Below are 25,936 nucleotides of genomic sequence, written 5' to 3'. Positions count from 1 at the left end.
GGGCAGCGCAACCCCCGGGTCACCGCCCTCCGAGGGGCGGTGACCCGGGGGGGTTCACCGCGGTGGTGGCGTCGTCAGCAGGTGTTGCACTGCTGGGGAAGGGTGTCCCAGAAGGAGGTGTCCGCCTGGTCGATCGAGCCGTCCGCAATCGCCTTGATAGTGGCTTCCATGGTGAGCACCGACTGCCGGATCAGGTAGCCGTTGGACTTCTGGCCGAGTACATACGGTGCGTACTCGTGGTCGCTCATCCCGCGCATCTCGAACAGCAGCGTGGCGATGCCGTACTCGGCCGCCATGCCGTTGCGACCGATGGTGTTGGCCGAGCCCCCGTCGTACCGGCCGATGTGGCCCCAGCCGGTGCGGTCGACGTTGTGGTACACCACGGAGCCGAGCCGCTTGGACTTCTCGACCAGTTCGGGCGAGACGTCCGGGGTCGTCGGGTACAGGATCGAACCGGACACCAGATCCCCGTTCACGCGGGACTGGGTGCCCTGGTGGTGCAGGTCGATCGCGTAGTCCACGTCGTAGGCGCGCAACACATTCTCGTGCAGGGCCTGCGTCTCGGGCTGCTCCTTGGCCACGTGGTCGCGGTTGAGGTCGACCTCGTTGGCGTTGTAGCGGGTCAGGTGGCGTTCGCCTTTGGCGAGGTAGCCGTCGAGGGGGAAGTTCACGTCGCCCATTGCTCCGTCGGCGTTGAACATCGGGATGAAGAGGATGTTCACGTTCTTGAGCAGCGAGGCCTTGGACGGCGAGCCGAGGGACTTGATGGTGTGCAGCATGGCCTCGGTGGTCAGCTGCTCGTTGCCGTGCTGCTGCGCCAGGTACAGGATCGTCGGGTTGTCCGGGTTGCTGAGGTACTTGACCAGGTGGATGTCGCGGCCCTTGACGGTCTGCCCGATCACCTCGAGCTCCATGGCGTCCTGCTTGGCGTCCTGGTCCTTCAGGAAGCGGGCCACGTCGTCGTAGGTGGACAGGATCGAGGTGTTGATCGTCTCATTGCCCCGGTAGTCGGGGCCTTCCCCGACCGCAGCGGCGGTGCCGGTGAACAGGGCACCGGTCAGCAGGAGTGCGCCGGTGAGAGCGGCGGTAGTAGTACGGGCGGACCTGGTGAAACTGGACCTACGCATGTGTGCCTCCCTGGTGTCGCGAGCAGCGTCTGATGGCGAGCGGCGAGCATATGATCTTGGTGAAAACCCGTCAATGGCCTCATGTCTAACCGGCGTTGCTGCAGATGAGAGCATTTGGCGAGGAAATATCGCGAAGTGCATGGCCATTGCAGGCAGGACGGCAGCCCGCCTGGCCAGGCGGGCATGCGACAGGAGCAAGGCCCGGTTCACAGATGTCTCTCGGCCGCCTAGAGTGGCGCACACCCCCCTCGGAAGTGCCTGACGACACCTGAGGAGCAGTGAATGTCCGCTCGGAAATGGGTCGCCACACTGGCGAGCACCGCCCTGATCACCGGCCTCTCCACCGTCGCCGCCAACGCCACCGGCAACCCCACCAACGGCGCGATCCCGCCGGTGTCCCACTGCGGCACCGAGGCCTCCGGATCCGGCAACAACGGCTTCGTCGACTACACGCAACTGACCACCGCTCTCCAGCAGCTGGAGACCAGCACCGGCGGCACCGTCGACGTGGAGGTGGCCGGGTACTCCAACCAGGGCCGCGCCATCCACACCGCGCGCGTCGGCGAGGGCGACAAGGTCGTGTACGTGCAGACGCAGATCCACGGCAATGAGATGCACGGCACCGAGGCGGCCCTGGAGCTGCTCAAGCAGTGGGGCTCTGACAGCCCGGCGGCCAAGAAGCTGCGGAAGAACGTCACCGTGGTGGTCATCCCCCGGTTGAACGTCGACGGAGGCGAGCTCGACCAGCGGCAGAACAACATGACCTGGGACGAGGTCGTCGCCGACTTCCCGCAGCTGGCGGGTGCGTCCCCGTCGTGGAACTACAACTCCCGGGTCGGCGGTTTCGACATCAACCGTGACTTCCACCCGAACCTGGACTACGTTCCCGCCGCCGAGGACTTCCCGGGCGACAGCGCCGACACCGGCTGGTACATCACTCCAGAGGCGCGAACCTCCCGCGATATCTACCGTTCGCTGGAGCAGGAGTTCGGCACAGTCGACTACTTCGTCGACCTGCACAACCAGTGGTCCTGCTACGCCACCGATGACATGGAGAGCATGTCGCCGCTGTCCATCTCGGCCAAGTTCATCGACGATCCGGCCGAGTTCGGCAACTGGCCCAAGTTCGACATGGCCGCCTCCAAGCGTGCCAACGTCGCCGTCTACGAGGCGCTCCAGAAGCGGGGCAAGTCCTCCTACGGCAAGCTGACCCTCTACCCACAGTCCACCAACCTGCCGGGCACCGCGCTCGGTTCGTACCAGCTGCGCGGCTCTGCGGCGATTCTCTTCGAGACGTCCTCGCAGACCCAGTACGACGGCATGAAGCGCAACGGCATGCTCACCAAGATGGTCGAAACCGGGCTCGGCGGCCTGGTCGACGCCGTCGCGGACGGCTCGGTGAACTCCCTCGACACGGGCGTCTACGACGCCATCCCGACGCGCGTCTCGCTGCCTTCCGACGGCCCCGGCGTCTGACGGAGCGGACAGCCCGCGTGTCGCCGGCGTCGCCGCACTGACCGTGGTGATCGTCGCGCGGCGACCGTTCGGCCGGGCCGTGCGCGCCATCGGCCCCGGGATCGCTCGGGCCGCCCGGGTGTTGCGGCCGCGGCTGCCGCGCCGCCTCGCGCTGCGGCGGCGTCAGTCCTGGAGGGTAGCTGCTCCCCGCCACGGGTCCATGAGCGAGGCTGCGGCGGCGGCAAGCACGGCGACCTCGTCCAGGACCGGGGGCTGTTCGGTGAGGGGGCCGGAGATCAGTAATGGTCTCCGGCTACCCGACCAGACGCGGTAACCGCGGCAGGTTGGGAACCTGCCGCGGGCCGCGTCTGCCGTGGGTCACGTGCCTGCGCACGGGACCCGTTCCGCCGAGGTCAGTCCGCCGTGGTCTCCCACCCGTAGTCCGGCAGCTTGAAGAAGTCGTCCCCGTTGACCCGGTCGGCGCTGCCCGTGGCCAGGCCCGTCATCAGGGACTCCACTCCGGTACGTACGGACTGGACGAACATGCCGCGCTGCCGCTGTCCCAAGTCGTCCTGCTGCCCGCGGACTTCGAAGAGTACTGTGCCGGTTCCGTTGAGGGCGAAAGCGGAGCGGCCCTGGCCGGCGTATTCGCGCGCGTCGGGGTGGAGATAGCGGCCGGTCGCGGCGAGCCTTGACTGTTCGCCGTATGCGTCGGCGATGCCATTGGCCACCGTGAGCGCATAGCGGCGGGACTTGTCCTGGTCCAGCTTCGGCCACTGCTTCTTGTACTTGGCCCCATCGTTCGTGCCGAGCGGCGGATAGTCCAGCGAGACCGTGATCAGCTTGCCGTCCTGAGGGCCCCCCGTGATGCGCTCGCAGGGACCCATGTGGTGCAGATCGATGAACCCGTCGACAGATCCCTTCTCATTGCGCATCTTCACATACGTGTCACGGATCGCGCGCGACTCGGGGGAGAGGAAGAAGCCGGCGTCGGTCTGCGCGCCGGGAAGGTCGGAGGCCTGCGGGACGTAGTTCAGATCCGGGTTGAAGTCCCGGTTGAGGTCATAGCCGGGCTGGTCGATGCCGTCGCCGCGGAGGCTGTGGTACCAGGCCCGCGGCGCCCCGGCCAGCTGGGGGAACTGCGCGACGGTCTGGTCCCAGGAGCGTACGTTGATACGACGGTTGAGCTCGCCGCCGTCTGGGTTCACCATCGGCATGGCAACCAGGGTGACTTTGCTGAGGAGTTCGGCGGTCTTCGGACCAGAGCTCGAACCCAGCTCCTTGAGGATGCCGATGAGGGCCTCCGTGCCCGTGCGCTCGTTGCCGTGAATGGCGCTGGTCACCATCAGGACGCGGGGGCCGGTGCCCACTCGCGCGGCCCACAGTTCGCGGCCCTGGGTGGTGCGCCCGGCGACCTCGACCTGCACCCGGCCCTTGCTGGTCTTCTCGATCTGCCGCAGTGTGGCGCCGAGTTGATTGTGGTCGGTCCAGCCGGACCAGGACGGATCGTCGGAGGTCTTGCAGTTGCCGGGATCGCTTTCGGCGGCCGTGGCGGTGGCGGCGGCCGGTGTGGTGACCAGTACCGCACCGAGGGCGGCAAAGGCCGCGACGGTGGCAACGGCTGTGCGTAGCGCTCGCGGACGGGTGTTCCGCGTGCTGCGGTAGGTGCGCATGGGGCGGGCTCCTCACAACGTGACGGGTGGCACTGACGTGGGGGGCGTTCCGGATGATGCTGACCCGAGGGTCAAGGAAAGGTCAATGGGGCGTACATGAATGCCCATGTCGGCGAACGGCCCCGAAGGCCTGGAGGCGGCGGCGCCGGATGTGCGTCAGGTCAGCCCATAAGGCCGGCACAACGCCATCGACAGCAGACAGCCGCACCCCGGATGGTGCCGACCCTGCCTCCGGTCCGCCCGGCGGCCCCTGAGCCCTGCCCCACCGGGCACGGGGAGAATCCTGGGCGCCCCAGTCGTCCACCCCGGATAACCTGACACGTCTGGATTGAAGGCCCGTTCCTTGAGGAAATCGGAGACGACCCGGAGCCCGGTACGCGCCGACGGCGGGTCTCCGGCATCGGGGAGTCGTCATCCGCCAGCCCATAGAACGGCAGGGACCAGGTCGCCGGGTTGCGGTCGTCCATGCGGCGTCGAAACTGTCGGCGTAGGTGTCGAACATGCCGCCTGTCCCGTGTCGGCGAAGATGCCACACGGGGGCGGCGTAGGCGTTGGCGCCCCAGATGTGGGCGTTGACGAGTTGCTGGTCGTCGGCCGGGCGTCCGGGACGGCGGCTCGGCCCGGGCGCCGACGCGCGGCGCGAGCCCGCCCATACGAAGGGGCAGGGTGAGAAGCGTTGAGGCATCCGCGAAGTTGGCCGTCACAGCCGGGCCTGGGGCTGATTCATCTGGCCGATACCAGGAGCCGAGTGACCACCGACGCCCATGGGATCGTTGCGACGGGCCGGGTCAGCCGGCGGCTGACCTGACCACGCCACTGGGCACCGGCCGATGAGCACCATGGCGCCGGTGGCGGTCGGGCCGCCAAGTGGTGACGAGGGCTACGGCGAGGAGGAGTTCGGCGATGTCGCCGCCGTAGTACATGATCTCTGCGCCGCCTTGAACCTGGTCGATGGGTGCGTGAACGTTGATGAGGAAGCCGCCGTAGATCAGCTGGGAGATCGTGGCGTGCGCCGCGACGGCGATCCCGAGGACGACGAGCCGGGTGGGAACGCGGGGCCGGGTCGGGGCGGGGTCGGGGCCGGCAATGATCCAGGCGAACAGGCAGCCGGACAAGAGGAAGTGGGCGTGCATCAGCCAGTGCAGTACGGGCTGGTTCATGGTCGCGTTGTACAGCGGGGTGAAGTACAGGAGCGCGAGAATGCCGGTGCTCAGGACCAGGGCGGCGACCGGGTGGGCGAGCACTCTGGCCGGGCGGCTGTGCAGAACGCCCATCAGCGCGCGGGCGCGGGCGGCGGGCAGGGTGCGCAGCAACAGGGTGACCGGCGTGCCGAGCACCAGGGCCAGGGGTGCGTACATGCCGATGAGCATGTGCTGGGCCATGTGCCCGCGGAAGTCGCCGTGGGCGAAGGGGGCCAGCGGTGGCAACAGTGCTCCGGCGAGCAGGGTGCATCCGGTCAGGAAACTCGCCGTCCGCCAGCGTCCCCAGCCCTGGACGGGATTGCGGTGCCGGGCCCGGTCTGCGAGGAGAAGGTAGGCGGCGGCGAGCAGAATGACTGCGGCTGGGGGCAGCAGCGTCTCCCACAGACCGCTACCTGCGCCGTGGTCGTGCATGTGGCGATGCATGTCGACGTCCATCAGGCGTGCCGGGCGGGCCGGTCGGCGACGTCGGGGTCGAAGGGCCGGCCGCTGCGCTGGAGCAGGTAGCCGCCAATGATGAGGAGGAGGCCCAGGAGCAGGAAGCCCATGTCCCACCAGATCTGGTGGGGACCGCCGTGGACGTGGTGGATGCCGAGGATCTGATGGTCCAGGAGGCCCTCGACGATGTTGAACAGGCCCCACCCGACCAGGATCCACCCCCACAGCACCCGGGAGGTCCACACCCGGCGACGCTGGTGAGTGACCCGGGAGTACAGGATGCCCAGGCCCAGGATGACCGCGACCCAGCAGACGGCGTGGAAGATGCCGTCCCACAGGGTGTTCATCTCCAGACCGGAAACCGTGTTCGCGGGGTAGTACTTCACGCCGATGCGGTCGTGGTTGGTGCTGGTGAGCATGTGGTGCCACTGGAGGAGCTGATGGAGCAGGATGCCATCGACGAATCCGCCGAGCCCCACCCCCAGCACAATTCCTGGCAACTGAATGCTCGTGGGCAGCGTGCCCTCTCGTGTCTGACCAGTGGTGGTGGCCATCGCCTGTCCCGTCTGATCTGTCCCTCGGATACGTGAGCCTGAACCAATACGTCTTCCCGCTCTGATCCGCCCATCACGATCGGGCATCCTTTCGGCCGAATGACACCGCCATTCGAGGAACGGCACGCTCGGGTCGTGCTTGTGGGCGAGACCGGTGACGCCGAGCATCCGGCCCCGGCCGCGGCCCGTGAGCTTCGCCGTGCGCTCGGGATAGGCAGCGCCGACGTTCGGCGTGGTCCGCGACTGGGACCCCGACGTGCTGGCCTGGCGGGTGGCCGTTAGTTGATCAGAGGGTGTCTCGCCGGGCGAGTACCGGTGCGGTGCTCGGCTCGCGGTGGGTTGGCCGCAAGGGTGCGAACGTCGCAGAGCTGACGCGTGGAGCGTGCGTTCGCCCACCTGCACTGGTTCCCCCGCCTGCGGATCCGCTGGGAGATACGCGACGACATCCACGAAGCGTTCCTCACCCTCGGTTGCGCACTCATCTGCTGGCGGCGACTGCGCGATGTGTCAAGCGGCGCCGTGGGCCAGTTATCCGCCGCCAGTCGGTGGAGAACTTCCATCGGGGTGAAGCTCCAGCCGACGAGGCGCGGCCCGCTCCAGTTGATGCCGATCACGAGTCGCTCCCGGGCGGCATCAGGCAGTTCACGATCGCGCCAGGCGTCCAAGGGCATGGATTCAACGCGTAGACCATTCCCTCAGATCTTCGCCGCACTCTGGGCGCGGGCCTATGTCGACTGGCGCCCCGCTATCCTGGTCCCGCAATGGACGAGGATGACGACATCAAGGCCGCAGGCGGCGCCGACAGCGTGGACACGATGCTGGCCGAGTGGCGGAACGAGTGGCCCGATCTCAACGTGTCGTCCAGTGCGGTGGTGGCGCGCCTGCTGCGTGCGGCTCGGCTTCTGGACGAGCTGTTCGCGAACCGGCTGCGTCGCTCGGCCGGCATGCCCCTCGCGAACGTGGGCGACTTCGATCTGTTGCAGGCGCTACGCCGCAGCGGCCCTCCCTACGCACTGACGCCCGGCCAGTTGCGCCAAGCGCTGGTGGTGTCCTCGGCCGGACTGACCGGGCGGCTCAACCGGCTGGAACGGGAGGGATGGATCGCCCGGGGCGCCTCTCCTGTCGACGGCAGAAGCACGCTGGTGGGCCTGACGGAAAAGGGGCGAGCGAGTTTCGACCCCATGGTGGAACAGCACTTCAGCCTGGAACGTGACATTCTTTCCGTTCTCGACCCGGAGGAACGCGCCGTGGTGGCGGACGCACTGCGCAAAATACTCGCCTCCCTGGAGCAGGACGCCCGCTGACCTCAGTCGCCCGGCGTCAGGAAGCGCCGACTGCCGTCCCCAGGATCACGGCGATGCAGAGGCCGATCAGCCCCAGCGTGACAACACCCATCGCGACAGCCGTGTCCCGGGCAAATCGGCGGTGACGGGCCTCGTGCTGGGCCTCGACCTGGCTGATCCGGTCCGCGAGGTACTGAGAGACTCGGCGCGCGTTCTCCACCTCCCTCCGCGCGTAGGCCTCCTCGATCACGAGTCGCTGATCGGCGGTGAGGCCGGGCAGCTCCCAGGCGAAGTCCCGGGCCCTGCGGTGTGCCTCGCGGCGGTTGGCCTCCTGGTGGAGAAAGCCCTCGATCTGATGCAGCCCGAGGGCCGCTTCGTAACTGGCGTCCATGGACAACTCCCGAGTACGTGATGAAGGCGGCGGTCGGTGCGGATCAGCTCTGGTCGCGGGAGGCGATCGGGCTGCCTCCAGAGTCCTCGCCGACGGCGATGCCGGGGTGGTGAAGGTCGAAGGCGGGCGACTCGCTGCGGATGCGCGGCAAGGTGAGGAAGTTGTGCCGCGGCGGCGGACAGGAGGTCGCCCACTCGAGCGAACGACCCCAGCCCCACGGATCGTTGACACCGACCGGCTTGCCGTACTTGGCCGTCTTCCAGATGTTGTGGAAGAACGGCAGGATCGACAGGCCGAGCAGGAACGATCCGATGGTCGAGATGGTGTTCAGGGTGGTGAAGCCGTCGGCCGCGAGGTAGTCCGCGTACCGGCGTGGCATGCCCTCGGCGCCCAGCCAGTGCTGGACCAGGAAGGTGCTGTGGAAGCCGATGAACAGGGTCCAGAAGGTCATCTTGCCGAGGCGTTCGTCGAGCATCTTGCCGGTGAACTTGGGCCACCAGAAGTGGAAGCCGGAGAACATCGCGAACACCACGGTGCCGAACACGACGTAGTGGAAGTGCGCCACCACGAAGTACGAGTCCGTTACGTGGAAGTCGAGCGGCGGCGACGCCAGGATCACGCCGGTCAGCCCGCCGAACAGGAAGGTGACCATGAAGCCCATCGCCCACAGCATCGGAGTCTCGAAGCTGAGCGAGCCCTTCCACATGGTGCCGATCCAGTTGAAGAACTTCACACCGGTCGGGATGGCGATCAGCATCGTCATGAAGGAGAAGAACGGAAGCAGCACCCCGCCGGTGGCGTACATGTGGTGCGCCCACACCGTCACCGAGAGGCCGGCGATCGCAATGGTCGCGCTGATCAGGCCCATGTAGCCGAATATCGGCTTGCGGGAGAAAACCGGGACGACCTCACTGATGATGCCGAAGAACGGCAGGGTGAGGATGTACACCTCGGGATGACCGAAGAACCAGAAGAGGTGCTGCCACAGCAGAGCGCCGCCGTTGACGGGGTCAAAGATGTGGGCGCCGAACTTCCGGTCGAACTCCAGCGCCAACAGTGCGGCGGCCAGGACCGGGAACGCCAGCAGGACCAGCACGCTGGTGAGCAAGACGTTCCAGGTGAAGATGGGCATGCGGAACATAGTCAACCCGGGTGCCCGCATGCAGACGATGGTCGTGATGAAGTTGACGGCGCCCAGGATGGTGCCGAAGCCCTGGAGTGCCAGCCCCATGATCCACATGTCGCTGCCGGCGCCCGGCGAGTGGATCGCGTCCGAGAGCGGGCTGTAGGCGAACCAGCCGAAGCTCGCTGCGCCCTGCGGGGTGAGAAAGCCGCCAACGACGATCAGCGAGCCGAACAGGTACAGCCAGTAGGCCAGCATGTTCAGTCGGGGGAATGCCACGTCGGGTGCACCGATCTGCAGCGGCATGATCCAGTTCGCGAAACCGGAGAAGATCGGCGTCGCGAACATGAACAGCATGACGGTGCCGTGCATCGTGAAGGCCTGGTTGAACTGCTCGTTCGACATGATCTGCGTGCCCGGTCGCGCCAGTTCGGCGCGCATCAGCAGTGCCATCAGGCCACCGAGGCAGAAGAACGCGAACGAGGTGACCAGATAGAGCGTCCCGATCCGCTTGTGATCCGTACTGGTCAGCCACTCGACCACAAGGCGGCCGGGAGAGCGGTGCCGCCGCGGAAGAGTTGTCGGCGACGGGACGGGCGGTGATGGAGCGGGCAGGGTCACAGCAATCCTCCATACGTGCGATGGGTCCGGGCATGCGGCGTTTGCGCGCCGCGTCCGACCCTGGAAACAATATCTCGCTCGCGAGAGAGATATATCGAGGGGTCGTGTGTGCACTGAAGCCGGCCGCCTCAGATCGTCGACCAAGGCGTTGAGGCCGGCAATGCGCGAGCTGATGCCCTCTGCCCGCGGAAAGGAGCGGACGCTGTGCGTGCCGAGAATCACGTCCGTGCAGGTCAAGCGGCATGCTGGTACTCGCGGATCACTCCACCGAGGCGGTCGTGTCGGCGTATGTCGAGGCGAGCAATCTCCCTGGGGTCGGTGACGGTTTCGGGGAGTGCGCGCAACGGCGCGACTGCCTGCAGGGAGCGGTGGGTGCGGTGCTCGTTGCAGAACTGCTCGTGGAGGCGGCGGTCGAGCTGCAGAACTACCAGTTCAACGCCCACGGCGTGGAACTCGGAGTGGATATCGCGGGCCGCCTGATCGGGTACCGCCAGGCATTCGACGACGCCTACGGGACCTGGTCGGCGCCGCGAGAGGTGTCCGACCGGGGCTGCGTACTGGTCCGCCCGGACCGGTACGCAGCCCCGCGCAGCGCGGACCTGGTCTCCGACCCCGTCGGCGCCCTGCGCGAGGTGATGCGGCAGGTGCTGGCCTGCCCACGGAGGCCTCGCAGGCCGTCTGAGCCCCGGGTGTGCCGGCGGGTGCGCCCCCGGTCTGCCGATTCCGGCCAGGTCGCCCATGTGCCTGAGAACCCGGCTCGGTCCTGATCTTGGAGGCGTCACGGGGCGCCGTCGGAAGGCTCCGGCGGTGAGTCTGGAAGAGGCCGTCGGCTGCGGCGGGCCGGCCGGGCTTCGGTCGCCGCGGGGCGCAGCACGGCACAGGCTGGGACCTGGGGCCTCTCCACGACCGGCTCTGAAGCACAGGGAGACGGGTTGACCCTTGTCGTCGTGCTCGTCGCTGTCCGGCGGCGGGATGAAGTCGTCAGCGATTCGTACACGCGGCCATTCACGCTTTTTTCTTTGTGCGCGGTGGAGACGCTCACCTCTGCTGTGTGTTCGTCGTCGAGCTGGTCGATTGCACGGAGGATGGTGCAGGTGCCGTGAGTGTCGACCAGGTCGACGAGTGGCTGGAGGTCGCCGCCAGCCGGATCGTGGCCGACGTAGTCCTGCAGTTCGCCCCAGGTCGGGAAGAACCTCCGACGGCCTCCCAGGCACGCGGACGCGTGGCACTCCGGGAGGCCGTCGGGGCCGGTCACGCGGTGTGTTCGACGACTCCCCCGACCACGACGGTCTCCGCCACGGTGCCGGGGATGTCCTCGGGTGCGGAGCGCAGGATGTCACGGGAGAGGACCACGAAGTCGGCTGCCTTGCCGACGGTCAGTGAACCCCGTTCGTTCTCAAGGAAGTTGGCGTACGCCGAGCCCATCGTGTAGCCGTGGACCGCGGTCTCCACACTGATCGTCTCCTGCGGCATCCAGGGCTCGCCACCGCCCAGCGGGCGCCGGGTGACCGCGGTGTGAATGCCGATCATCGGGTCCATCTCCGCCACGTTCCAGTCGCTGGAGAGCGCGAGCACGGCCCCGGCCGTGTGCAGGCTGCGCATCGGCCATGCCTTGTGCCAGCGCTCGGCCCCGACGTTCTCCGCCCAGTCCTTGCCGGGGCCGGCGACCTCCGGGGCGCAGTGGCGGGGCTGCATGCACGCGACCACGCCCAGGGCGGCGAACCGCGGGGTGTCGTCGGGGTCCAGGCACTCGACGTGGACGACCTGGTGGCGGGCGTCCCGCTCCCCGTTGACCGTGCGGGCCCGCTCGACGGCGTCCAGTACGGTGCGGATGCCCCGGTCACCGGTCGCGTGGACGAAGCACTGGAAGCCGCGGGCGTCCAGCTTCGTCAGCAGCTCGGCGAACTCCTCGGGCGGGTAGAAGGTGTCTCCCCGGTGGTGGCGGCAGCCTGCATAGGGTTCCAGCAGGGCCGCGGTCCGCGGCTCCACCACGTCGTCGATGTAGAGCTTGAGCGGTCCGACCCGGATCCGGTCGTCGTCGTAGCGGTGGGCGGCGGTGGCGAAGTCGTCGAGGTCGGCGTCCGTGGTGCCTCGCGGGTGGAAGAGAGCAGCGACGATCCGGGACTTGAGCCTGCCCTCGGCGCGTGCGCGGTCGAAGAGCGGGAGGTCGTCGAGCGAGTTCTGGGGTTCGACCACCGTGGTAATGCCGAAGCGGATGGCGTCGTCCAGGGACTTGGCGAGCCGCCCGTACTGCCGGTCGGGTGAGGCCCACGGAAGTCCCAGCTGCTGGAGGGCGCGATGGCCGTCGCGGGACAGGCCCTTGACCGCGAAGTCCTTGATGAAACCGGTGGGTTCACCCGTGGCCGGGTCGGTCACGGCTTCACCGAACGGCAGGTGGGTGTGGTCGCGGTCGATGCCGAGGCGGCGCAGGCCCGCGGTGTTGACCCAGGCGGTGTGCACGTCGTAGCTGAGTACGAAGGCCGGTACGTCGCCCGTGACCGGGTCGAGGTCGGCGGCGGTGGGCATCCGGCCGTCCGGGATGGCCGAGTAGTCGAAGGCTTCCGCCTCGATCCACCCGGCGTCGGGGTTGGCGGTGTGCCAGGCACGGATGCGGGCGTGGACCTCGTCGAGGGTTCCGGCGCCGGAGAGCTGGACGCAGGCGTCGTCCGAGCCGAGCCGGACATGGTTGTGGGCGTCGACGAACCCGGGGAGCACGAGCTTGCCTGCGGCATCGATCACTCGAGTGCCGGGCCCCGTCCACCCGTTCGCGTCCTCGTCGGAACCGAGCCAGGCGATACGGCCGTCGACCACCGCCATGGCCTGTGCCTCGGGGAGCTCCGGGTCGACAGTATGGATGCGGGCATTGCGCAGGACGAGGTGGGCGGGGCTGGCCATGTGGGGTGACTCCTTGCGGTGCGGTGGTGCGGTCGGTCGGTGGTTCGGGCGGGGCGTGGCCGCCGGTCAGGAAGGTTCGGTGTGCGGTGCGACGTTCCGCCGGGCGAGCGCCCAGTAGACGAGCCCCGAGACGACGGAGCCGAGCAGGGTCAGGTCGGCGCCGCCCAACGGTGCGACCAGCGGGCCGGTCCACAGCTCGGAATCGCAGGTCAGCGCGGCGAAGACCATGCCGGCGAGCAGCGCGGTCATGCCTGTGGGGTGGTAGCCGGACCGGTACCAGTAGGCACCGTCCGGTCCGGCGTGCAGTGCCGGTGCGTCGTAGCGGCAGCGGCGCATGATCATGTCCGCGAGGAACACACCGCCCCAGGGTGCGAACACGATGATCAGCAGGGAGAGGAAGGACAGCAGTGAGCTGGTGAAGTCGGTGAGGAAGAGCGCGCACAGGGAACCCGCCGCGGTGACGGCCGCGCTGATGATGATGGCCTTGGAGCGGCTCCAGGGGACGCCCAGCACCTGGAGGTTCAGGCTCGAAGAGTAGAGCGTGACGATCGAGTTGGTGACCGATCCGCCGAGCACGAGGGCGAGGAAGAGCGGCTGGAACCATCCCGGCAGCAGCTTCTCCGTGCCCGCCACCGCGTCGGTCATGTCCGTCTGCGTGGCGGCGGCCACCCCGGCCACGCCCAGGGCGACCGAGGAGACGAAGCCGCCGAGGGCTCCGTACCAGGTGAGCGAGCGCATCGAGGTCGTCTTCGGCAGGTAGCGCGTGTAGTCGGCGGGCATCGGAACGTACGAGAACGGCCCGGCCAGCATCACGACGAAGGCGAGACTCCACCCGGAGGCGCCGGGATGGACCGCCGCCCCGCCCGTGTCGGCGCCCGGCAGCAGGAACACGAGGAGGGCGGCAAACCCGACGGCGAGGACGTACGCGATCCAGCGCTCGGCGAGCTGGACCGTGGCATGGCCCCAGAGGGCGACGAGGAACGTCAGCGCAAGGGTGATCAGCAGGGCGAGGGCCCGTCCGGTGTGACCGGAGGCCCATCCCAGATCGGCGAAGAACGCTTCGAGGGCGAGCGTGCCGACGACCGTGTTGAGGATCGTGTAGCCGATGCTGACCACCCAGTTGAGCATTCCGGCGGGCCAGTTGCCGCGGACGCCGAAGGGGGCCCGGGAGATCACCAGGGTGGCGGTGCCGGTGCGTACGCCGCTCAGTCCGGCGGCGCTGATGGCGAAGAACGACAGTCCGCCGATGACGACGACGCCGGTCGCCTGCCAGAAGGAGAGCCCGAAGGCGACGGCCAGGGCGCCGTTGATGACGTAGGTGAAGGTGAGGTTGGATCCGAACCAGAGCCAGAACAGATCCCTCGCGCCGCCATGGCGCTCCTCGTCGGGAATCGGGTCGATGCCGTGTGTCTCGACCTGGAAGACCTGGTCGGTGGCCACGGTCCCGCCGGGCGCCCTCGCGGTCGTCTCCTGCTGCGTCATGCGGCCTGCCTCTCATCCGTGCGTGCTCCAGGAGCCCCGGAGCAGTACTTTGAACGCCGTACTAAAAGTTAGAACGGCATTCAAGATGTGCCTGCGGGGGCTCGTCAAGACCTCCGCCGAAATCCGCCGGCCGAGGCGGGCTAAGGTCGTCACCGGAGTCCACGGAACAGGAGGGGTGGCGTGGCGGCGACGACGCGACGGCGGGACGGGCATCTGGCCCGGGAACGCATGCTTGAGGAGGCGATGACTGCCATTGCCGAGGACGGCCTGGCCGGACTCACGATGTCGGCACTCGCCAAGCGCCTCGGCACCAGCGGCGGCCACATCCTCTACTACTTCGGCAGCAAGGACCGGCTACTCCTGGAGGTGCTGGGCTGGAGCGAGAGTGCGCTCACCGAGGAGCGCCGGGCGCTGCTGGCCGGCCGGGCCGGCGCCGAACGCAAGCTCCGCCAGTTCGTCGAGCTGTACCTCCCCCGTGGGCCGCGCGATCCGCGCTGGACCCTGTGGATCGAACTGTGGGCGCGCACGGCGTCGAACGAGCCGCTGCGACAGGCCCAGGCCGAGATCGACCGCGGCTGGCAGGAGGACCTCGAATCGCTCCTCGCCAAGGGCGTGCGGCAGGGCCGCTTCGCCGAAGGCCTCGACACGGCGGCCCGCGCTTCCGAACTCCTGGCCCTGTTCGACGGGTTGAGCACGCGTGTGGTCCTCGGTCAGCGCGGAGCGGACCGGGCGAGCGCGCTGCGCATGGCGCTTTCCGCGACCGAGCGGCTGGTGGAGCGGGGTTAGGGTCTCCCGTTCGGATCATGCCGGGCACCCGACCGTCGGCGGCGGCTCGTCCTGTGGGGCTCGAAAAGTCGTCGTTGCAGGTCACGCGGCTTATCGATACTCGTTGATGATGCCACCCAGGACGCGCGGGAAGCGACTGCGCGCCAGGCGCAGCACCAGGGCGCGGATGAAGTGCACGGTATGGGGTGGACCCGGGCGCTTCGGCCGTGATGTGGCGGCGCGGCAGCGCGCAACCAGGTCACGGTGCCATCGCAATACCGTGTCCGGGCATATCAGCAACCGCAACCGTCGCACCCCATCCCGCGGGATGGGGTGCAGCAACGCCGCCAGGAACGCCCGATCGCTCGCGTCGAACCGTGGCCTGTTCCCCGCCCAGCTGCCGCTCGAGCACCGTGATCTGATGGCGCAGCGCCAGAATCTCCACGCCCTTGCCCCGGTCGCTCATCGGTAGCAGGCGCAGCATGGCGAACGCGTTGGTCACACGCGGGTGGGGGCGGCGTGGTGAATCAGCCACGCGGTGCGTGTCCATGCCGCGACGCCACTACGCCCGTCCATGCGGTCCGGAGCCATTTCCCCCGTGTGACTCCGGGCCGCATGAACCTCAGCGCCTACCCGTTCGTGCTGAATTTCCTGCCGACCGTGGCACGAAACCTGGACGCACCCGCGCGGTGACCCCGGTGCCTCACCGCCGGTCATCGGCCGCGCTGGACCGCTCCCCGGGCCACGTATCGGAGACAGGAGCGCCGGACGGCGTGCCCTGCGATGAACTTCCGTGTTTCACACCAGGGTTGCGGGTGTCGGCGGCGGGTGCGATGCCGATGGCCGCGGCGACGAACACCAGAACCACCAGCATCGCGGAGCGCAGCCCGTAGTGATCGCCCAGGAAGCCGAGGGCCGGCGGCCCGACCAGGAAGGCGACGTAGCCGATGGTGGCCACCAGGCTCACGCGTGCGGTCTGGTCGGGGCCCGAGTCGCCCGCCGCGGACAGGGCGACAGGGAAGCCCAGGGAAGCCCCGAGTCCCCAGAACAGGACGGCCGCGGCGGCCACGGCGACGCTGTCGGAGAAGATGACGAGCGTGAGCCCGACGGCGCCGGAGACGGCGCTGGCGCGTATGACGGCTGCCCTGCCGAAGCGGTTGAGGAAGTACGTGCCGCTGAACCGCCCCAAGGTCATCGCGGCGGCGAACCCGACGAAGACGAGGGAGCCGAGTGCGGCGTCCAGCCCGTGGCCGTCCACCATGAGCAGGGGCAGCCAGTCGTTGGCGGCGCCCTCGGCCAGTGCCATGGCCAGGACGATGCCGCCGATCAGCAGGAGCCTGCGGTCCCGCCACACGGGGGGTCCGGAGTGCTGTGCCGTTCCCGTGGCGGGGGAGGTCTCCTTGATCCCCATGCCTGCGGGGATGGCGCGAAGGGCGTAGACCAGGATCCCCGCGGCGGCCACGGCGACCCCGGTCAGATGCCAGGCGACGGGGAGGGCGGCGGCCGTGGCGGCCATTCCGATCAGCCCGCCGATGACCGTGCCGAGGCTGAAGCAGCCGTGCAGCGTGGGCAGGACGGCGGTGTCAGTGAGGCGTTCCACGTCGGCCCCGTCCACGTTGACCGCGACCTCGCCGGCCCCCATCCCCGCCCCGAACATGCACAGGCCCGCGGCAACCATCGGCGCGGAAGGCGCGGCGCTGCCGACGCCGATGACAACCATGCTCACGATGATCAGGCCAGTGCCTAGCGCGATCACGGGCCGGGTGCTGAATCGCGACACCAGGCGGCCGGAACACAGGATGCCGGACATGGAACCGACGGACAGGCCGAACAGGATCAGCCCCATCTGGCCGGTGGACACGCCCAGTTGATCGCGGACGTCCGGGGTCCGAGTAACCCAGGAGGACATGGCGATGCCCGGCAGGAAGAAGAAGAGGAACAGGGCCTGACGGCGTCGGCGTACGGCGCGGTCTATCAAGGGGAAGCTCCACGGGAGTACGGAAGAATGTCCGGTGAGCGACAGGATCGGCACCCGGGTATGTACAAATGTACACACTCAGGTGCGGGAGAAAGAAGAGCGGACGACAGCGATGACCGGCACTTCCCGCGGCCCCAACGACCCCCACCGGCGCGAGCGCATTCTCGATGCGGCCCTTGACGTCATCGCCGAGCACGGCGCCATCAAGGTGACCTATCGCAAGATCGCAGAAGCGGCGGGCGTGCCGCTCGGTTCGCTCACCTACTACTTCGACGACATGCAGCATCTACTCACCGCGGCGTTCACCCGTCTCGCCGAATCGGTCTCCTCGCGCTACGGGGCCCTGCTCGAAGCGGCGCGCACGCCCGAGGAGGCGGAGACCGCCGTCGTGGAGATCATCTGCGGCAAGGTCTGGGGCACCGACCGTAACCTGCTGCTCAGCTACGAGCTGTACGCCTTCGCCACCCGCCACCCCGAACTGCGCGAGGTGATGCGCTCCTGGATGCATGCCAGCCGCCGATCCCTGGCCCGCCACTTCGACCCTCTGACCGCCCGGGCGTTGGACGCCCTCGTGGAGGGCTTCTCCATCCACAACTCCGTCGACGCCCAGCCCACCGACCGCTCGGACGTAGCGGCCATCGTCCACGCCATTGCCGCCCGCCGCGCGCCCTAGTTGTTCTGTCCCGGGAGGTTGTGAACGGGTGATGCAGGTCTCGGCTGCGGAATCTTGAACGGGTGAGGGCCTTCCGGGTTCGGTGTGGATTGCGATCGCACCCGTGCACCCTCGCCGCGTCCCGCACGCCGGACAGCACACCGCACCGTCCCCGGTCCGGGCCGTGACCAGCACCTTCTCGCCGCCGTCCGAGACCCCCCTCGACGACCAGCGCCGACAGCCCGGAAAACAGGGTGCTCACAAGAGAGTTGACATCAAGCACGCCCCATCATCAGGGATCGACACCCAGCGTCACCACCGGCCACGGGACAGAGCCTGATTCATGACACTCCCGCAGCGCGCGAGGTGCTGCGCAGGGCGGCGCCAGGCGAAATACTGGAGGTGCCTGGGCCCGGGCAGGGTCGTCGTCTGGGGGGTGTCAGACTGGCGGTCCGGACCGGGGTATGTGGCCGTATGAGGGGGGACCGGGTTGGGTTTGGCGATCGAGAGCCGACCGTCGGAGCTGCTGTACATCGAACGGGTTTGGCGCAGCTGCAGCGACGACGTCAGCCGGATGATGTCGGTCGCGACGTCACACTGGGAGCTGGTGTTCTGGGAACGCCGTGGTCAGGTGCGGGCGGCTGTACTGGGTCCGGAGCCGAGGGCATGCTGGGCGCCGGTCCCCGGGGACGCCGTCTTCTTCGGGATCAGTTTCGCGCTGGGTACGTCGATTCCACACATTCCGGTCAGCTGGCTGGTGGGCGGCAATGCGGCGATCCCCGACGTGACGCGGCGTTCGGTCTGGCTGAAGGGGTTGTGAGCTGCTGTCGGTTTGCTGAGCCGACGTGAGTGGTGGTGTGCGGGAGCGAGTCCCGTCGGCGGGTTCGCGCGGGCGGGAACGGGGGTTCTGGGGCCGAATGGGTGACCTTGGCGGCTGCTGCTCGTTGGGCTGGACAGCAGGTGCCCGGCCTGGTGGGAGGGGGTGATGTGGTGGGTGGTGTGCGGGAGTTGGCCGCGCCCTTCGTGGTGCCCGGGCCCTGCGGGGTGGCGGTCCGGGACCGGCTGGGGCACCTCACTCCCCGGGACGAGAGGGTGCTGCGCGCGGTCGGTGAGCACCAGGGTGCGCTGGCTTCCGGTGATCTCAAGGCTCGCTGTGCGGACGGTCTGGAGCACAGCGCGGACAGCTGGGCGTCGCGTAAGCGGGAGCTGACGGCATTGTCGTCGTCGCGGATCGCGGGTGCGATCACCAAGGCCACCCACGACCAGTGGGCGCTGGCACGCCGTTGCCAGGCGGCACACATCCAGACACTGGAAGCCGGGATCAGGACGCTGCGGCACCGCCTGTCCCTCCCGATCGGGGAGAAGGGCACCAAGCGGGCGGCGGGCGGCTACCGCTCCCGGAGTGAGTGGTTCCGCAAATCCCGCCGCCTCGCGGCACTGGAGGCGCGGCATGCGGCCGTTGTCGCCGACCGGCAGGCCGGACGGGTGCGGGTGGTGCGGGGCGGCAGACGTCTGCTCAACACCCGCCACCACCTCGCCCAGGCCGGGCTCACCGAAGGCCAGTGGCGGCAACGCTGGGAGGCGGGGCGCTGGTTCATCGCGGCGGACGGTGAGTCGGGGAAGCGGTTCGGGAACGAGACCATCCGCGTCACCCCGGACGGCGAGGTCTCCATCAGACTGCCTGCCCCGCTCGCGCACCTGGCCAACGCCGGGCACGGCCGGTACGTCCTCACCCCCCGGATCGCGTTCGCGCACCGGGGTGCGGAGTGGGCCGACCGCATCGCCGCGAACCGGGCCGTCGCCTACCGCATCCACCTCGACACCCAGCGCGGCCGCTGGTACCTCACCGCGTCCTGGCAGCGCCCCGCCATCCCGACCATCCCGCTGGAGGCCGCCCGCGCCCGGGGCATGATCGGCGTCGACACCAACGCCGACCACTTCGCCGCCTACCGGCTCGACCGGCACGGCAACCCCATGGGCGACCCGCGCCGCTTCGGCTTCGACCTGTCCGGCACCGCCGGTCACCGCGACGCACAGATCCGCCACGCGCTGACCCGCCTGATCCACTGGGCGAGGCGTGTCGGGGTCGCCGCGATCGGCATCGAAGACCTCGACTTCACCACCGAGAAGACCCGCGAGAAGCACGGCCGCCGCAAACGGTTCCGGCAGCTCATCTCCGGCATCCCGACCGGCAGGCTCAAGGCCCGGCTCGTCTCCATGGCCGCCGAACACGGCCTTGCGATCGTCGCGGTCGACCCCGCCTACACCACTTTGTGGGGTGCCCAGCACTGGCAGAAGCCACTGGCCACCCCCCGCCGCACCATGTCCCGTCACGATGCCGCGGGCATCGCGATCGGACGACGCGCCCTCGGACACCCGGTCCGGCGTCGGACGGCACCGCCCCCACACGACCGGAGCGATCGTGCGGGGCATCGGACCGCCCAGGCCGAACCAGGTGACCGGGGGCGTGAGGGAACCCGCCCACCCGCAACGGACCGGCCCCCCGCAGGGCCGTCACCGAACGGGACGCGAACGCGGGAACCCAGCGCATCCAACACCGCTCGGGATGCGCCCAGTACGCAGCAGTGGGCCCAGGACTCACTCACGCACACTGGCTAGGAACGGTCTGCCTGGCAGGTTCCCAACTACAACAACGCCGAGGCGTTCGTTTTGCGGATGGTGCGCGAGGGCATCGTGGACTTGGACCCGGTCGTGCCCGCTGTGCTCGACGGCGCCTGCCCGGCCGTCTCCGATCGCACCCTGCAGCGGCGCTTCGTCGCGGCGACCGGCCTGACCCGGGGCGCCATCAGGCAGATCCACCGCGCCCGCCAGGCGGCGGTGCTGATCCAGGAGGGGGTGTCGGCCCAGGAGGTCGTGCACCGGCTGGGGTACTTCGACCAGCCGCACCTGGCACGGTCCTTGAGCCGGTATGTCGGGCGGACCGCCACTCAGCTGAGCGCCCCGGACACAGCGGAGCCGCTGTCGCTTCTGTACAAGACCTGGCCCTTGGCGCCCGCCTAGTGTTCATGACGTAGCCGACGGGGTCGGCTCATCCCGGCCGGAGCGCCGTCCGGGCCGGGGCGCGCGGAAGACCCCGGACTCATCGTGGAGGAATCATGCGCAAGGTTGTTTCGGGTCTGTTCGTCTCGCTCGACGGTGTCGCCCAGTCGCCGAACGAGTGGCAGTTCGAGTTCGACGAGGAGATGGGTGCGGCGCTGACCAACACGCTGGAGACGGCCGACACGATCCTGTTGGGCCGGGTGACGTTCACCGAGTGGGCCGGATACTGGCCGACTGTGACCAGTGGTGAGGACGCCGGTTTCGCAAAGTGGATCAACGACTCGCCCAAGTACGTCGTCTCCTCGACGCTGGACAGCGTCGAGGACTGGGCGAACAGCACGCTGATCAAGGGCGATCTGGTGGCTGCGGTCAACGAGCTCAAGGCGGGCGAGGGCAAGGACATCACCGTCGCGGGCAGCCCGACGCTGGTGCGCTCGCTGCTGGAGCCGGACCTGCTGGACGAGCTGGTGCTGCTGATCCACCCGGTGGTGGCCGGCGAGGGTCGCAAGAAGCTGTTCACCGACGACGCCGCGCTGAAGAAGTTGCAGCTGGTGAGCGCCCAGCCGACCAGCAGCGGGGTGATCATCGCGACCTACCGCCCGGCGCGCTGAGCCGGCGTGAACCGGGCGAGGCGTCGAGCAGCAGCCCAACCCCGTCGCCGAGGCGTTCAGTTCCCCCGACCGCGCGGGCACCTACCTCAACTTCGGAGATGTCGAGCGCGGCCTGGTCGTCGTCGACCCGGCAATCGTCGCCGTGCAGTCGGCCCCGCTCAGCACGGCCGACCGTGACCTTGCAGTGGGCATCCTGAACCTGCGCGCTCCCGCTCCTGGGGGCGCCAGGCTGCTGCTGTCCCCGTTGTCAGAGCTGCTGGCTACGCTCGAAGACTGTTGGCCGCACTGAAGGGGCGTCGTTGGTGGGCAACTTGGACGGTGGTCGAGTGGCCGCGCGCGGCTTCTCCTGTCACGAGCGTTGGGCAACCGCTTCTCCATACCGCACGGCTATCTGATATGGCCGCGCCGGGCGAGTGCGTCACGCAGCTCGCCGGGCGTCAGGGGCCAACCGCAGCGCGCAAGGTACCAGGCGGACACGGTGGTGGGAACGGGGCCCCCACCCGCTGGCGTACCGGATGTCGTTGGGCCAACGGAACCGGATCCGCGCCCAGGCCAGACATCCGCCGCTGGAACTCAACCCGCTGATCATGCTGCACACTGTGAACCTTGCTCAGCCGCCCAACGCCGGTGACCGCCAAGGAACCTCGAAGACAGTCAGCGCGCACTGCTCGGCCAACCGCAGCCCGGTGCGCACCATCACGTCGCAGAACGTCGCGTTGCGCGCCGCCCACCGTCCCCGGAACCCCGGACGTGGCAGTCCTGCGGCATCAAAGCCCTTCACCCCCGACGCCACACGCAGGAGTGGCTACCTACGGCGCTTCGACCAGGTCGCAGCCGTGCCCAACCAGTGCGACATCGATGCAGGCAAGACAACTCCGCCTACTTGGAGTCCCACGCTTCAGCGAGCGGTACAACGTGGTCAATATCGAGCTTCGCGGCCGCGCTCAAGGCGACTTCGTCGTCGTAGCTGAGCCACTCGCCGCCGGTCAGCGCGCACCGCGGCCCCTGCTCCGGGGGCTTTTCTCCTGCTCTCCGCGGCCGGCGGCGGGACGAACACCGGCACCGTCTCCCTCTTCCTCTCCGGTGTCTGCGTGATCAGCGCCGTGGCCATCTCATTGACCCGGGAGAGCCACCGGTACGACCTGTCCGCCCTGGAGTCGGCCACGACGGTGACAGCGACGAAGCGGGTGCCTTCCGCGGCCTGACGGGGGGACGTGCACCGCCCCGGGGGCCGTCGGGTGCCGCCGGGGCAGTGCACGTACCATCAAGTCCCACGTCACGTTTGAGTAACCTGCCGGAAACCCTTGACGTTTCTCCTGACTCGTTCTTAACCTCACTGCGTAGTTCGCATTCCTTGCAGTTCACGTGCTGCGGCGCTTTCCGCAGTGTTTTGACAGGCACAGACATAGACCACCTGTCGGTGGCTTCGTCATGCCTGTTTTTTTGTGCTCCCCGTGCCGCCGATGGGTCTTCCTCGAAGGCGGATTCATGGCACAACGTCCGAGCGTCAAAGGCGTCGCCGACGTCGTTGCGCTCATCGATGGGCTGGGAAAGATCACCGGCCGGGCGCAAGTCATCTGGTCTCTCGTGTTCGGCGGGCTGTTTCTCGACGCCTACTCGAACGCCGCGCTGAGCGCCGGTCTGGGACCGATGACGTCCCAGATGGAACTCACCAGCACCCAGGTCTCGATCCTCACGGCCACCGCTCCGGCCCTGGCGATCATCTTCAATCCCGTCGGCGGCTGGCTCGCCACCCGGATCGGCCGCGTTCCCCCGCTGCTCATCGCCAAGGTGTTCGCCATCGCGGGTGCTTTGCTGGCCGCGTTCGCCGGTGACTTCACCGTCGTCTGGTTCGGCCGGGTCCTGGTGGGTGTCGCGTACGGCATCGACTTCGCCGTCGCCATGGCGCTGCTCGCCGAATACACGCCCACGAAGCTGGGCGGCCGGCTGAACCTGTGGCAGGCCGTCTGGTACGTCGCGACCACCAGCAACCTCGCGCTCGCCCTGCTCTTCTTCAACCTGGACGTCGGCGCGGACATCTGGCGCTGGTCGGTCGGCTCGGCCGCGGTCGTCGCCGTCGCCCTGCTGCTGGGCCAGTGGCTGATGCTCCGGGAGAGCCCCACCTGGCTGGCGAGCAAGGGCCGGCTGGACGAGGCCGTCGTCAACCTGGACAAGATCTACCGGATCAAGGCCGTCGCCGGTAAGCCCGACGAGGCGACCCGCGCGGCCACCGAGGCGCCCGCGATCGGGTTCCGTCAGGCCGGGCTGCTCTTCAAGGGCGAGTACCTGCCCCGGACGATCCTCTCCTCGGTCATCTCGCTCGGGCAGTCGATGCAGTACTTCGCGGTCGGCTGGTACCTCCCGCTGATCAGCCTGACCATTTTCGGCGAGAGCTTCGAGAAGGCCACCATCGGCTCGATGGTCTTCAACGCCTTCGGTATCGCGGGCGGCCTCCTCTCGGCGTACTTCGGCCGGCGACTCGGGCTGCGGCTCAGCTCCGCGGCCGGTTTCGCGGGGGTCTTCGTCGCACTGCTCGCGATGGGCCTGACCTTCGAGAAGGTCCCCACCGCCGTGGCGTTCCTGCTGCCGGTGCTGTTCATCCTCTGCCACTCCGCGGGTCCCGGCGCCAACGGCAAATCCATCGCCGCGCTCTCGTACAGCAGTGATGTCCGCGCGCTCGGTACCGGTGTCACCGGGATGGTCGGCAGCTTCGGCAGTGTCGCCGGGCTGTACGTCTTCCCGCAGATCAAGGAATCCCTGGGGCTGGCCGACACCTTCCTGGTTCTCTCCGTCGTGCCGCTGCTCGGCCTGATCACCTGCCTGGCGATCAAGTGGGACCCGACGAAGGCCGCCTCCCCCGACGAGGCCGCCGGACAGGACCGGGTCGCCGTCGGCGCCCGGGCCGGCTCACCGAAGGACGCGCGGTCCGCGACCGCAAGCTGACCCGGCTCCGGTCCTGTCGCACCACACGATGGTCCCCTCCCCTCTCGTATCCCTCCGCACAGCTCGCGATGCTCGCAATGAAAGGGCTGCAATGACGCAGACGTTCCCCGGCGCCGCCCCACGGCGCGGTGTGCTGTCCATCGACGAGGGCACCACGGGCACCAGGGCCGGAGTCGTCCTCGACTCCGGCGCGGCCCACGAGGTGTTCTACCGGTCGATCAAGGTCAGCCATCCGGACGACCTCTCGGTCGAGCAGGACCCGATGGAGATCTGGAGCGCCACCGTCGAGGTGGCGCGCCGGGCCGTCGGCCGGGCCCGCGAGGAGGGCATCGAGATCACCGCGGTGGCGCTGTCGACGCAGCGGGCCACGGCGATGCTGTGGGACCGGGTCACCGGGCGGCCGTTGCTGCCCGCGGTGGTGTGGCAGGACCGGCGTTACGCCCATGAGCTCACCGCGTACGAGGCGGAGTGGGACGCCGCCCTGCTGGCCCGTCAGGGCCGGCCGGTCGGCGCCCGTGCCCCGTTCCTCTGGGCCGCACGGCAGATCGCCGCGCACTCGGAGGTGGCCGCCGCACACCGCGAGGGCCGACTGCTCTTCGGCACCGTCGACACCTGGCTGATCTGGCGCCTCACCGGCGGTGCCGTACACGCCACCACCCCGACCAACGCCGCGTCCAGCGGCGGATATCTGCTGGAACGGCACGCCTGGGACGAGGAGTGGATCAGCCATCTCGGCTTCCCTCTCGACCTGCTTCCGGAACTCCGCTCCGACGACGCCGGATTCGGTACCACGGACCCGGCCGCCCTCGGGATCGCCGTCCCGCTGGCCGCCTCCATGGGCGACCAGCACGCCGCACTGATCGCGCTCGGCGGCCTCGCCGCCGGGCAGGGCATGTGCGTGTACGGGACCGGCGCCTTCGTCGACGCGGCGACCGGCACCACGCCCGCCCTGCCCCGGCCGGACATCTCCGGGGTGCTCGCCCAGCCCGGCCGGCGACAGGGCGACACCAGCCACTACAGCCTGGAGGCGTACACCTCCACGGCGGGTTCGGCGCTGCGCTGGCTCTGCGACGACCTCGGGCTGTTCGCATCGCCGAAGGAGCTCGGTGAGGAGGCGGGCCGGGTCCCCACCCGGCCGGGCCGCACCCCGCGTTTCGTCCCGGCGCTCGCCGGGGTCCGTACGCCGGTCTGGCACCCGGAGGCCACCGCCTCCCTCACCGGGCTCACCCTCGCCACCACTCGCGCCGATCTGGCCCGCGCCGTGCTGGACGGGATCGCGCACTCGGTGTGCGACCTGATCGACGGGGTCGCCGACACCATGGGCACGCCGTTCACCCGGCTCCGGGTCGGCGGCGGGGTCTCCGGCAGCGACCCGCTCATGCGGATCCAGGCCGACCTGACCGGCCTGCCGCTGGAGCGGGTCTCCGACTCCGCCACCGCCAGCCTGCGGGGCACCGCGTATCTCGCCGGTGTCGCCCAGGGCTTGTGGTCCTCGCTGGAAGAGGTCGTCGAGGAACAGCCGCACGGCCAGGTCTTCGAGCCGTCGATCTCGGCGGCCGAGCGCGCCGAGCAGCGGGCCGCCTGGCGCGACGTGCTGATCGCCCACCTGAACGACCCCGCGCTGCTTCCCCTGACGAACCCCGAACCCCGAACCCCCCACTGACGGCCCCCGACCGTCGCACCGGC

General features: G+C 68.9%; 21 protein-coding genes and 3 pseudogenes. 12 read left to right on the top strand and 12 right to left on the bottom strand.

Annotated features, from left to right (window positions below; all coding sequences use genetic code 11):
• Window positions 1-74 precede the first annotated feature (74 nt).
• Window positions 75-1,127 carry a M14 family zinc carboxypeptidase gene (locus ACFU8W_RS32180; RefSeq protein ID WP_384044610.1) on the bottom strand — a complete coding sequence of 351 codons (1,053 nt, stop codon included), beginning with the start codon at window positions 1,125-1,127 and terminating at the stop codon, window positions 75-77.
• 282 nt (window positions 1,128-1,409) lie between these two features.
• Here ACFU8W_RS32180 and ACFU8W_RS32175 point away from each other — a divergent pair, with 282 nt between their 5' ends.
• Complete coding sequence (locus ACFU8W_RS32175; protein ID WP_384044607.1) at window positions 1,410-2,603, top strand: M14 family zinc carboxypeptidase; 1,194 nt, start codon at window positions 1,410-1,412, stop codon at window positions 2,601-2,603.
• Between the two features lie 392 nt (window positions 2,604-2,995).
• On the opposite strand, the gene ACFU8W_RS32170 is transcribed toward ACFU8W_RS32175, so the two are convergent.
• From ACFU8W_RS32170 to ACFU8W_RS32155, 4 genes and pseudogenes are all read right to left on the bottom strand, one after another.
• Window positions 2,996-4,255: a M14 family zinc carboxypeptidase gene (locus ACFU8W_RS32170; protein ID WP_384044604.1), complete on the bottom strand. Its 1,260-nt coding sequence runs from the start codon at window positions 4,253-4,255 to the stop codon at window positions 2,996-2,998.
• 451 nt (window positions 4,256-4,706) lie between these two features.
• Window positions 4,707-4,850: pseudogene (locus ACFU8W_RS32165) on the bottom strand (XRE family transcriptional regulator); the annotation flags it as partial.
• 193 nt (window positions 4,851-5,043) lie between these two features.
• Window positions 5,044-5,880, bottom strand: a complete 837-nt coding sequence (locus tag ACFU8W_RS32160) for a cytochrome c oxidase assembly protein (RefSeq protein ID WP_384044601.1) — start codon at window positions 5,878-5,880, stop codon at window positions 5,044-5,046.
• A gap of 11 nt (window positions 5,881-5,891) precedes the next feature.
• The gene (locus ACFU8W_RS32155) at window positions 5,892-6,446 is read right to left on the bottom strand and encodes a DUF2243 domain-containing protein (RefSeq protein WP_384044598.1); all 555 of its coding nucleotides are present in this window, start codon (window positions 6,444-6,446) and stop codon (window positions 5,892-5,894) included.
• A 375-nt stretch (window positions 6,447-6,821) separates the two neighbouring features.
• Here ACFU8W_RS32155 and ACFU8W_RS32150 point away from each other — a divergent pair.
• Together ACFU8W_RS32150 and ACFU8W_RS32145 are read left to right on the top strand one after the other, a co-directional pair.
• A pseudogene (locus tag ACFU8W_RS32150) lies at window positions 6,822-6,947 on the top strand (IS5/IS1182 family transposase); the annotation flags it as partial.
• A gap of 260 nt (window positions 6,948-7,207) precedes the next feature.
• Window positions 7,208-7,750 carry a MarR family transcriptional regulator gene (locus tag ACFU8W_RS32145; protein WP_345509694.1) on the top strand — a complete coding sequence of 181 codons (543 nt, stop codon included), beginning with the start codon at window positions 7,208-7,210 and terminating at the stop codon, window positions 7,748-7,750.
• 16 nt (window positions 7,751-7,766) lie between these two features.
• Here the strand turns inward: ACFU8W_RS32145 and ACFU8W_RS32140 are convergent, their stop codons facing one another.
• Window positions 7,767-8,120, bottom strand: a complete 354-nt coding sequence (locus ACFU8W_RS32140; RefSeq protein ID WP_384044595.1) for a hypothetical protein — start codon at window positions 8,118-8,120, stop codon at window positions 7,767-7,769.
• A 43-nt stretch (window positions 8,121-8,163) separates the two neighbouring features.
• Window positions 8,164-9,864 (bottom strand): cytochrome c oxidase subunit I, encoded by a 1,701-nt coding sequence (gene ctaD / locus ACFU8W_RS32135; RefSeq protein ID WP_384044766.1) that lies wholly within the window; start codon window positions 9,862-9,864, stop codon window positions 8,164-8,166.
• A 242-nt stretch (window positions 9,865-10,106) separates the two neighbouring features.
• Between ctaD and ACFU8W_RS32130 the strand changes: the two genes are divergently transcribed.
• The gene (locus ACFU8W_RS32130; RefSeq protein WP_384044783.1) at window positions 10,107-10,631 is read left to right on the top strand and encodes a hypothetical protein; all 525 of its coding nucleotides are present in this window, start codon (window positions 10,107-10,109) and stop codon (window positions 10,629-10,631) included.
• 159 nt (window positions 10,632-10,790) lie between these two features.
• Here the strand turns inward: ACFU8W_RS32130 and ACFU8W_RS32125 are convergent.
• The 3 genes and pseudogenes from ACFU8W_RS32125 to ACFU8W_RS32115 all read right to left on the bottom strand — a co-directional run.
• Window positions 10,791-11,053, bottom strand: a pseudogene (locus ACFU8W_RS32125) (DNA helicase); the annotation flags it as partial.
• A 62-nt stretch (window positions 11,054-11,115) separates the two neighbouring features.
• On the bottom strand, window positions 11,116-12,759 hold the full coding sequence (locus ACFU8W_RS32120) for an amidohydrolase (RefSeq protein ID WP_384044592.1): 1,644 nt from the start codon (window positions 12,757-12,759) through the stop codon (window positions 11,116-11,118).
• 66 nt (window positions 12,760-12,825) lie between these two features.
• Complete coding sequence (locus tag ACFU8W_RS32115; protein ID WP_384044587.1) at window positions 12,826-14,241, bottom strand: purine-cytosine permease family protein; 1,416 nt, start codon at window positions 14,239-14,241, stop codon at window positions 12,826-12,828.
• 180 nt (window positions 14,242-14,421) lie between these two features.
• Here ACFU8W_RS32115 and ACFU8W_RS32110 point away from each other — a divergent pair, with 180 nt between their 5' ends.
• The gene (locus ACFU8W_RS32110) at window positions 14,422-15,027 is read left to right on the top strand and encodes a TetR/AcrR family transcriptional regulator (RefSeq protein WP_384044584.1); all 606 of its coding nucleotides are present in this window, start codon (window positions 14,422-14,424) and stop codon (window positions 15,025-15,027) included.
• A 238-nt stretch (window positions 15,028-15,265) separates the two neighbouring features.
• Here ACFU8W_RS32110 and ACFU8W_RS32105 read toward each other — a convergent pair whose 3' ends face one another.
• Both ACFU8W_RS32105 and ACFU8W_RS32100 read right to left on the bottom strand, forming a co-directional pair.
• On the bottom strand, window positions 15,266-15,508 hold the full coding sequence (locus ACFU8W_RS32105; protein ID WP_384044581.1) for a hypothetical protein: 243 nt from the start codon (window positions 15,506-15,508) through the stop codon (window positions 15,266-15,268).
• 201 nt (window positions 15,509-15,709) lie between these two features.
• A complete protein-coding gene (locus tag ACFU8W_RS32100; RefSeq protein ID WP_384044578.1) occupies window positions 15,710-16,984 on the bottom strand; it encodes an MFS transporter in 1,275 nt (424 codons plus the stop codon).
• 112 nt (window positions 16,985-17,096) lie between these two features.
• Between ACFU8W_RS32100 and ACFU8W_RS32095 the strand changes: the two genes are divergently transcribed.
• The 7 genes from ACFU8W_RS32095 to ACFU8W_RS32065 all read left to right on the top strand — a co-directional run bounded on the left by ACFU8W_RS32095 (window position 17,097) and on the right by ACFU8W_RS32065 (window position 25,913).
• Window positions 17,097-17,657, top strand: a complete 561-nt coding sequence (locus tag ACFU8W_RS32095; protein WP_384044575.1) for a TetR/AcrR family transcriptional regulator — start codon at window positions 17,097-17,099, stop codon at window positions 17,655-17,657.
• Window positions 17,658-18,132: 475 nt separating this feature from the next.
• Window positions 18,133-18,456, top strand: coding sequence for a hypothetical protein (locus ACFU8W_RS32090; protein ID WP_384044572.1), 324 nt, complete (start codon window positions 18,133-18,135; stop codon window positions 18,454-18,456).
• Window positions 18,457-18,626: 170 nt separating this feature from the next.
• Complete coding sequence (locus ACFU8W_RS32085; RefSeq protein ID WP_384044763.1) at window positions 18,627-20,255, top strand: IS200/IS605 family accessory protein TnpB-related protein; 1,629 nt, start codon at window positions 18,627-18,629, stop codon at window positions 20,253-20,255.
• A 57-nt stretch (window positions 20,256-20,312) separates the two neighbouring features.
• On the top strand, window positions 20,313-20,657 hold the full coding sequence (locus ACFU8W_RS32080; protein WP_384044569.1) for a helix-turn-helix domain-containing protein: 345 nt from the start codon (window positions 20,313-20,315) through the stop codon (window positions 20,655-20,657).
• A gap of 95 nt (window positions 20,658-20,752) precedes the next feature.
• Complete coding sequence (locus ACFU8W_RS32075; protein ID WP_384044567.1) at window positions 20,753-21,307, top strand: dihydrofolate reductase family protein; 555 nt, start codon at window positions 20,753-20,755, stop codon at window positions 21,305-21,307.
• A 1,488-nt stretch (window positions 21,308-22,795) separates the two neighbouring features.
• Window positions 22,796-24,250, top strand: a complete 1,455-nt coding sequence (locus ACFU8W_RS32070; RefSeq protein WP_384044564.1) for an MFS transporter — start codon at window positions 22,796-22,798, stop codon at window positions 24,248-24,250.
• A 91-nt stretch (window positions 24,251-24,341) separates the two neighbouring features.
• The gene (locus tag ACFU8W_RS32065) at window positions 24,342-25,913 is read left to right on the top strand and encodes an FGGY family carbohydrate kinase (RefSeq protein WP_384044561.1); all 1,572 of its coding nucleotides are present in this window, start codon (window positions 24,342-24,344) and stop codon (window positions 25,911-25,913) included.
• Window positions 25,914-25,936: the final 23 nt, after the last annotated feature.

This window comes from Streptomyces sp. NPDC057565 (genome assembly GCF_042801455.1).
GTDB classification, from domain to species: domain Bacteria; phylum Actinomycetota; class Actinomycetes; order Streptomycetales; family Streptomycetaceae; genus Streptomyces; species Streptomyces yanii.
This window is presented reverse-complemented; position numbering and strand designations above follow the sequence as displayed.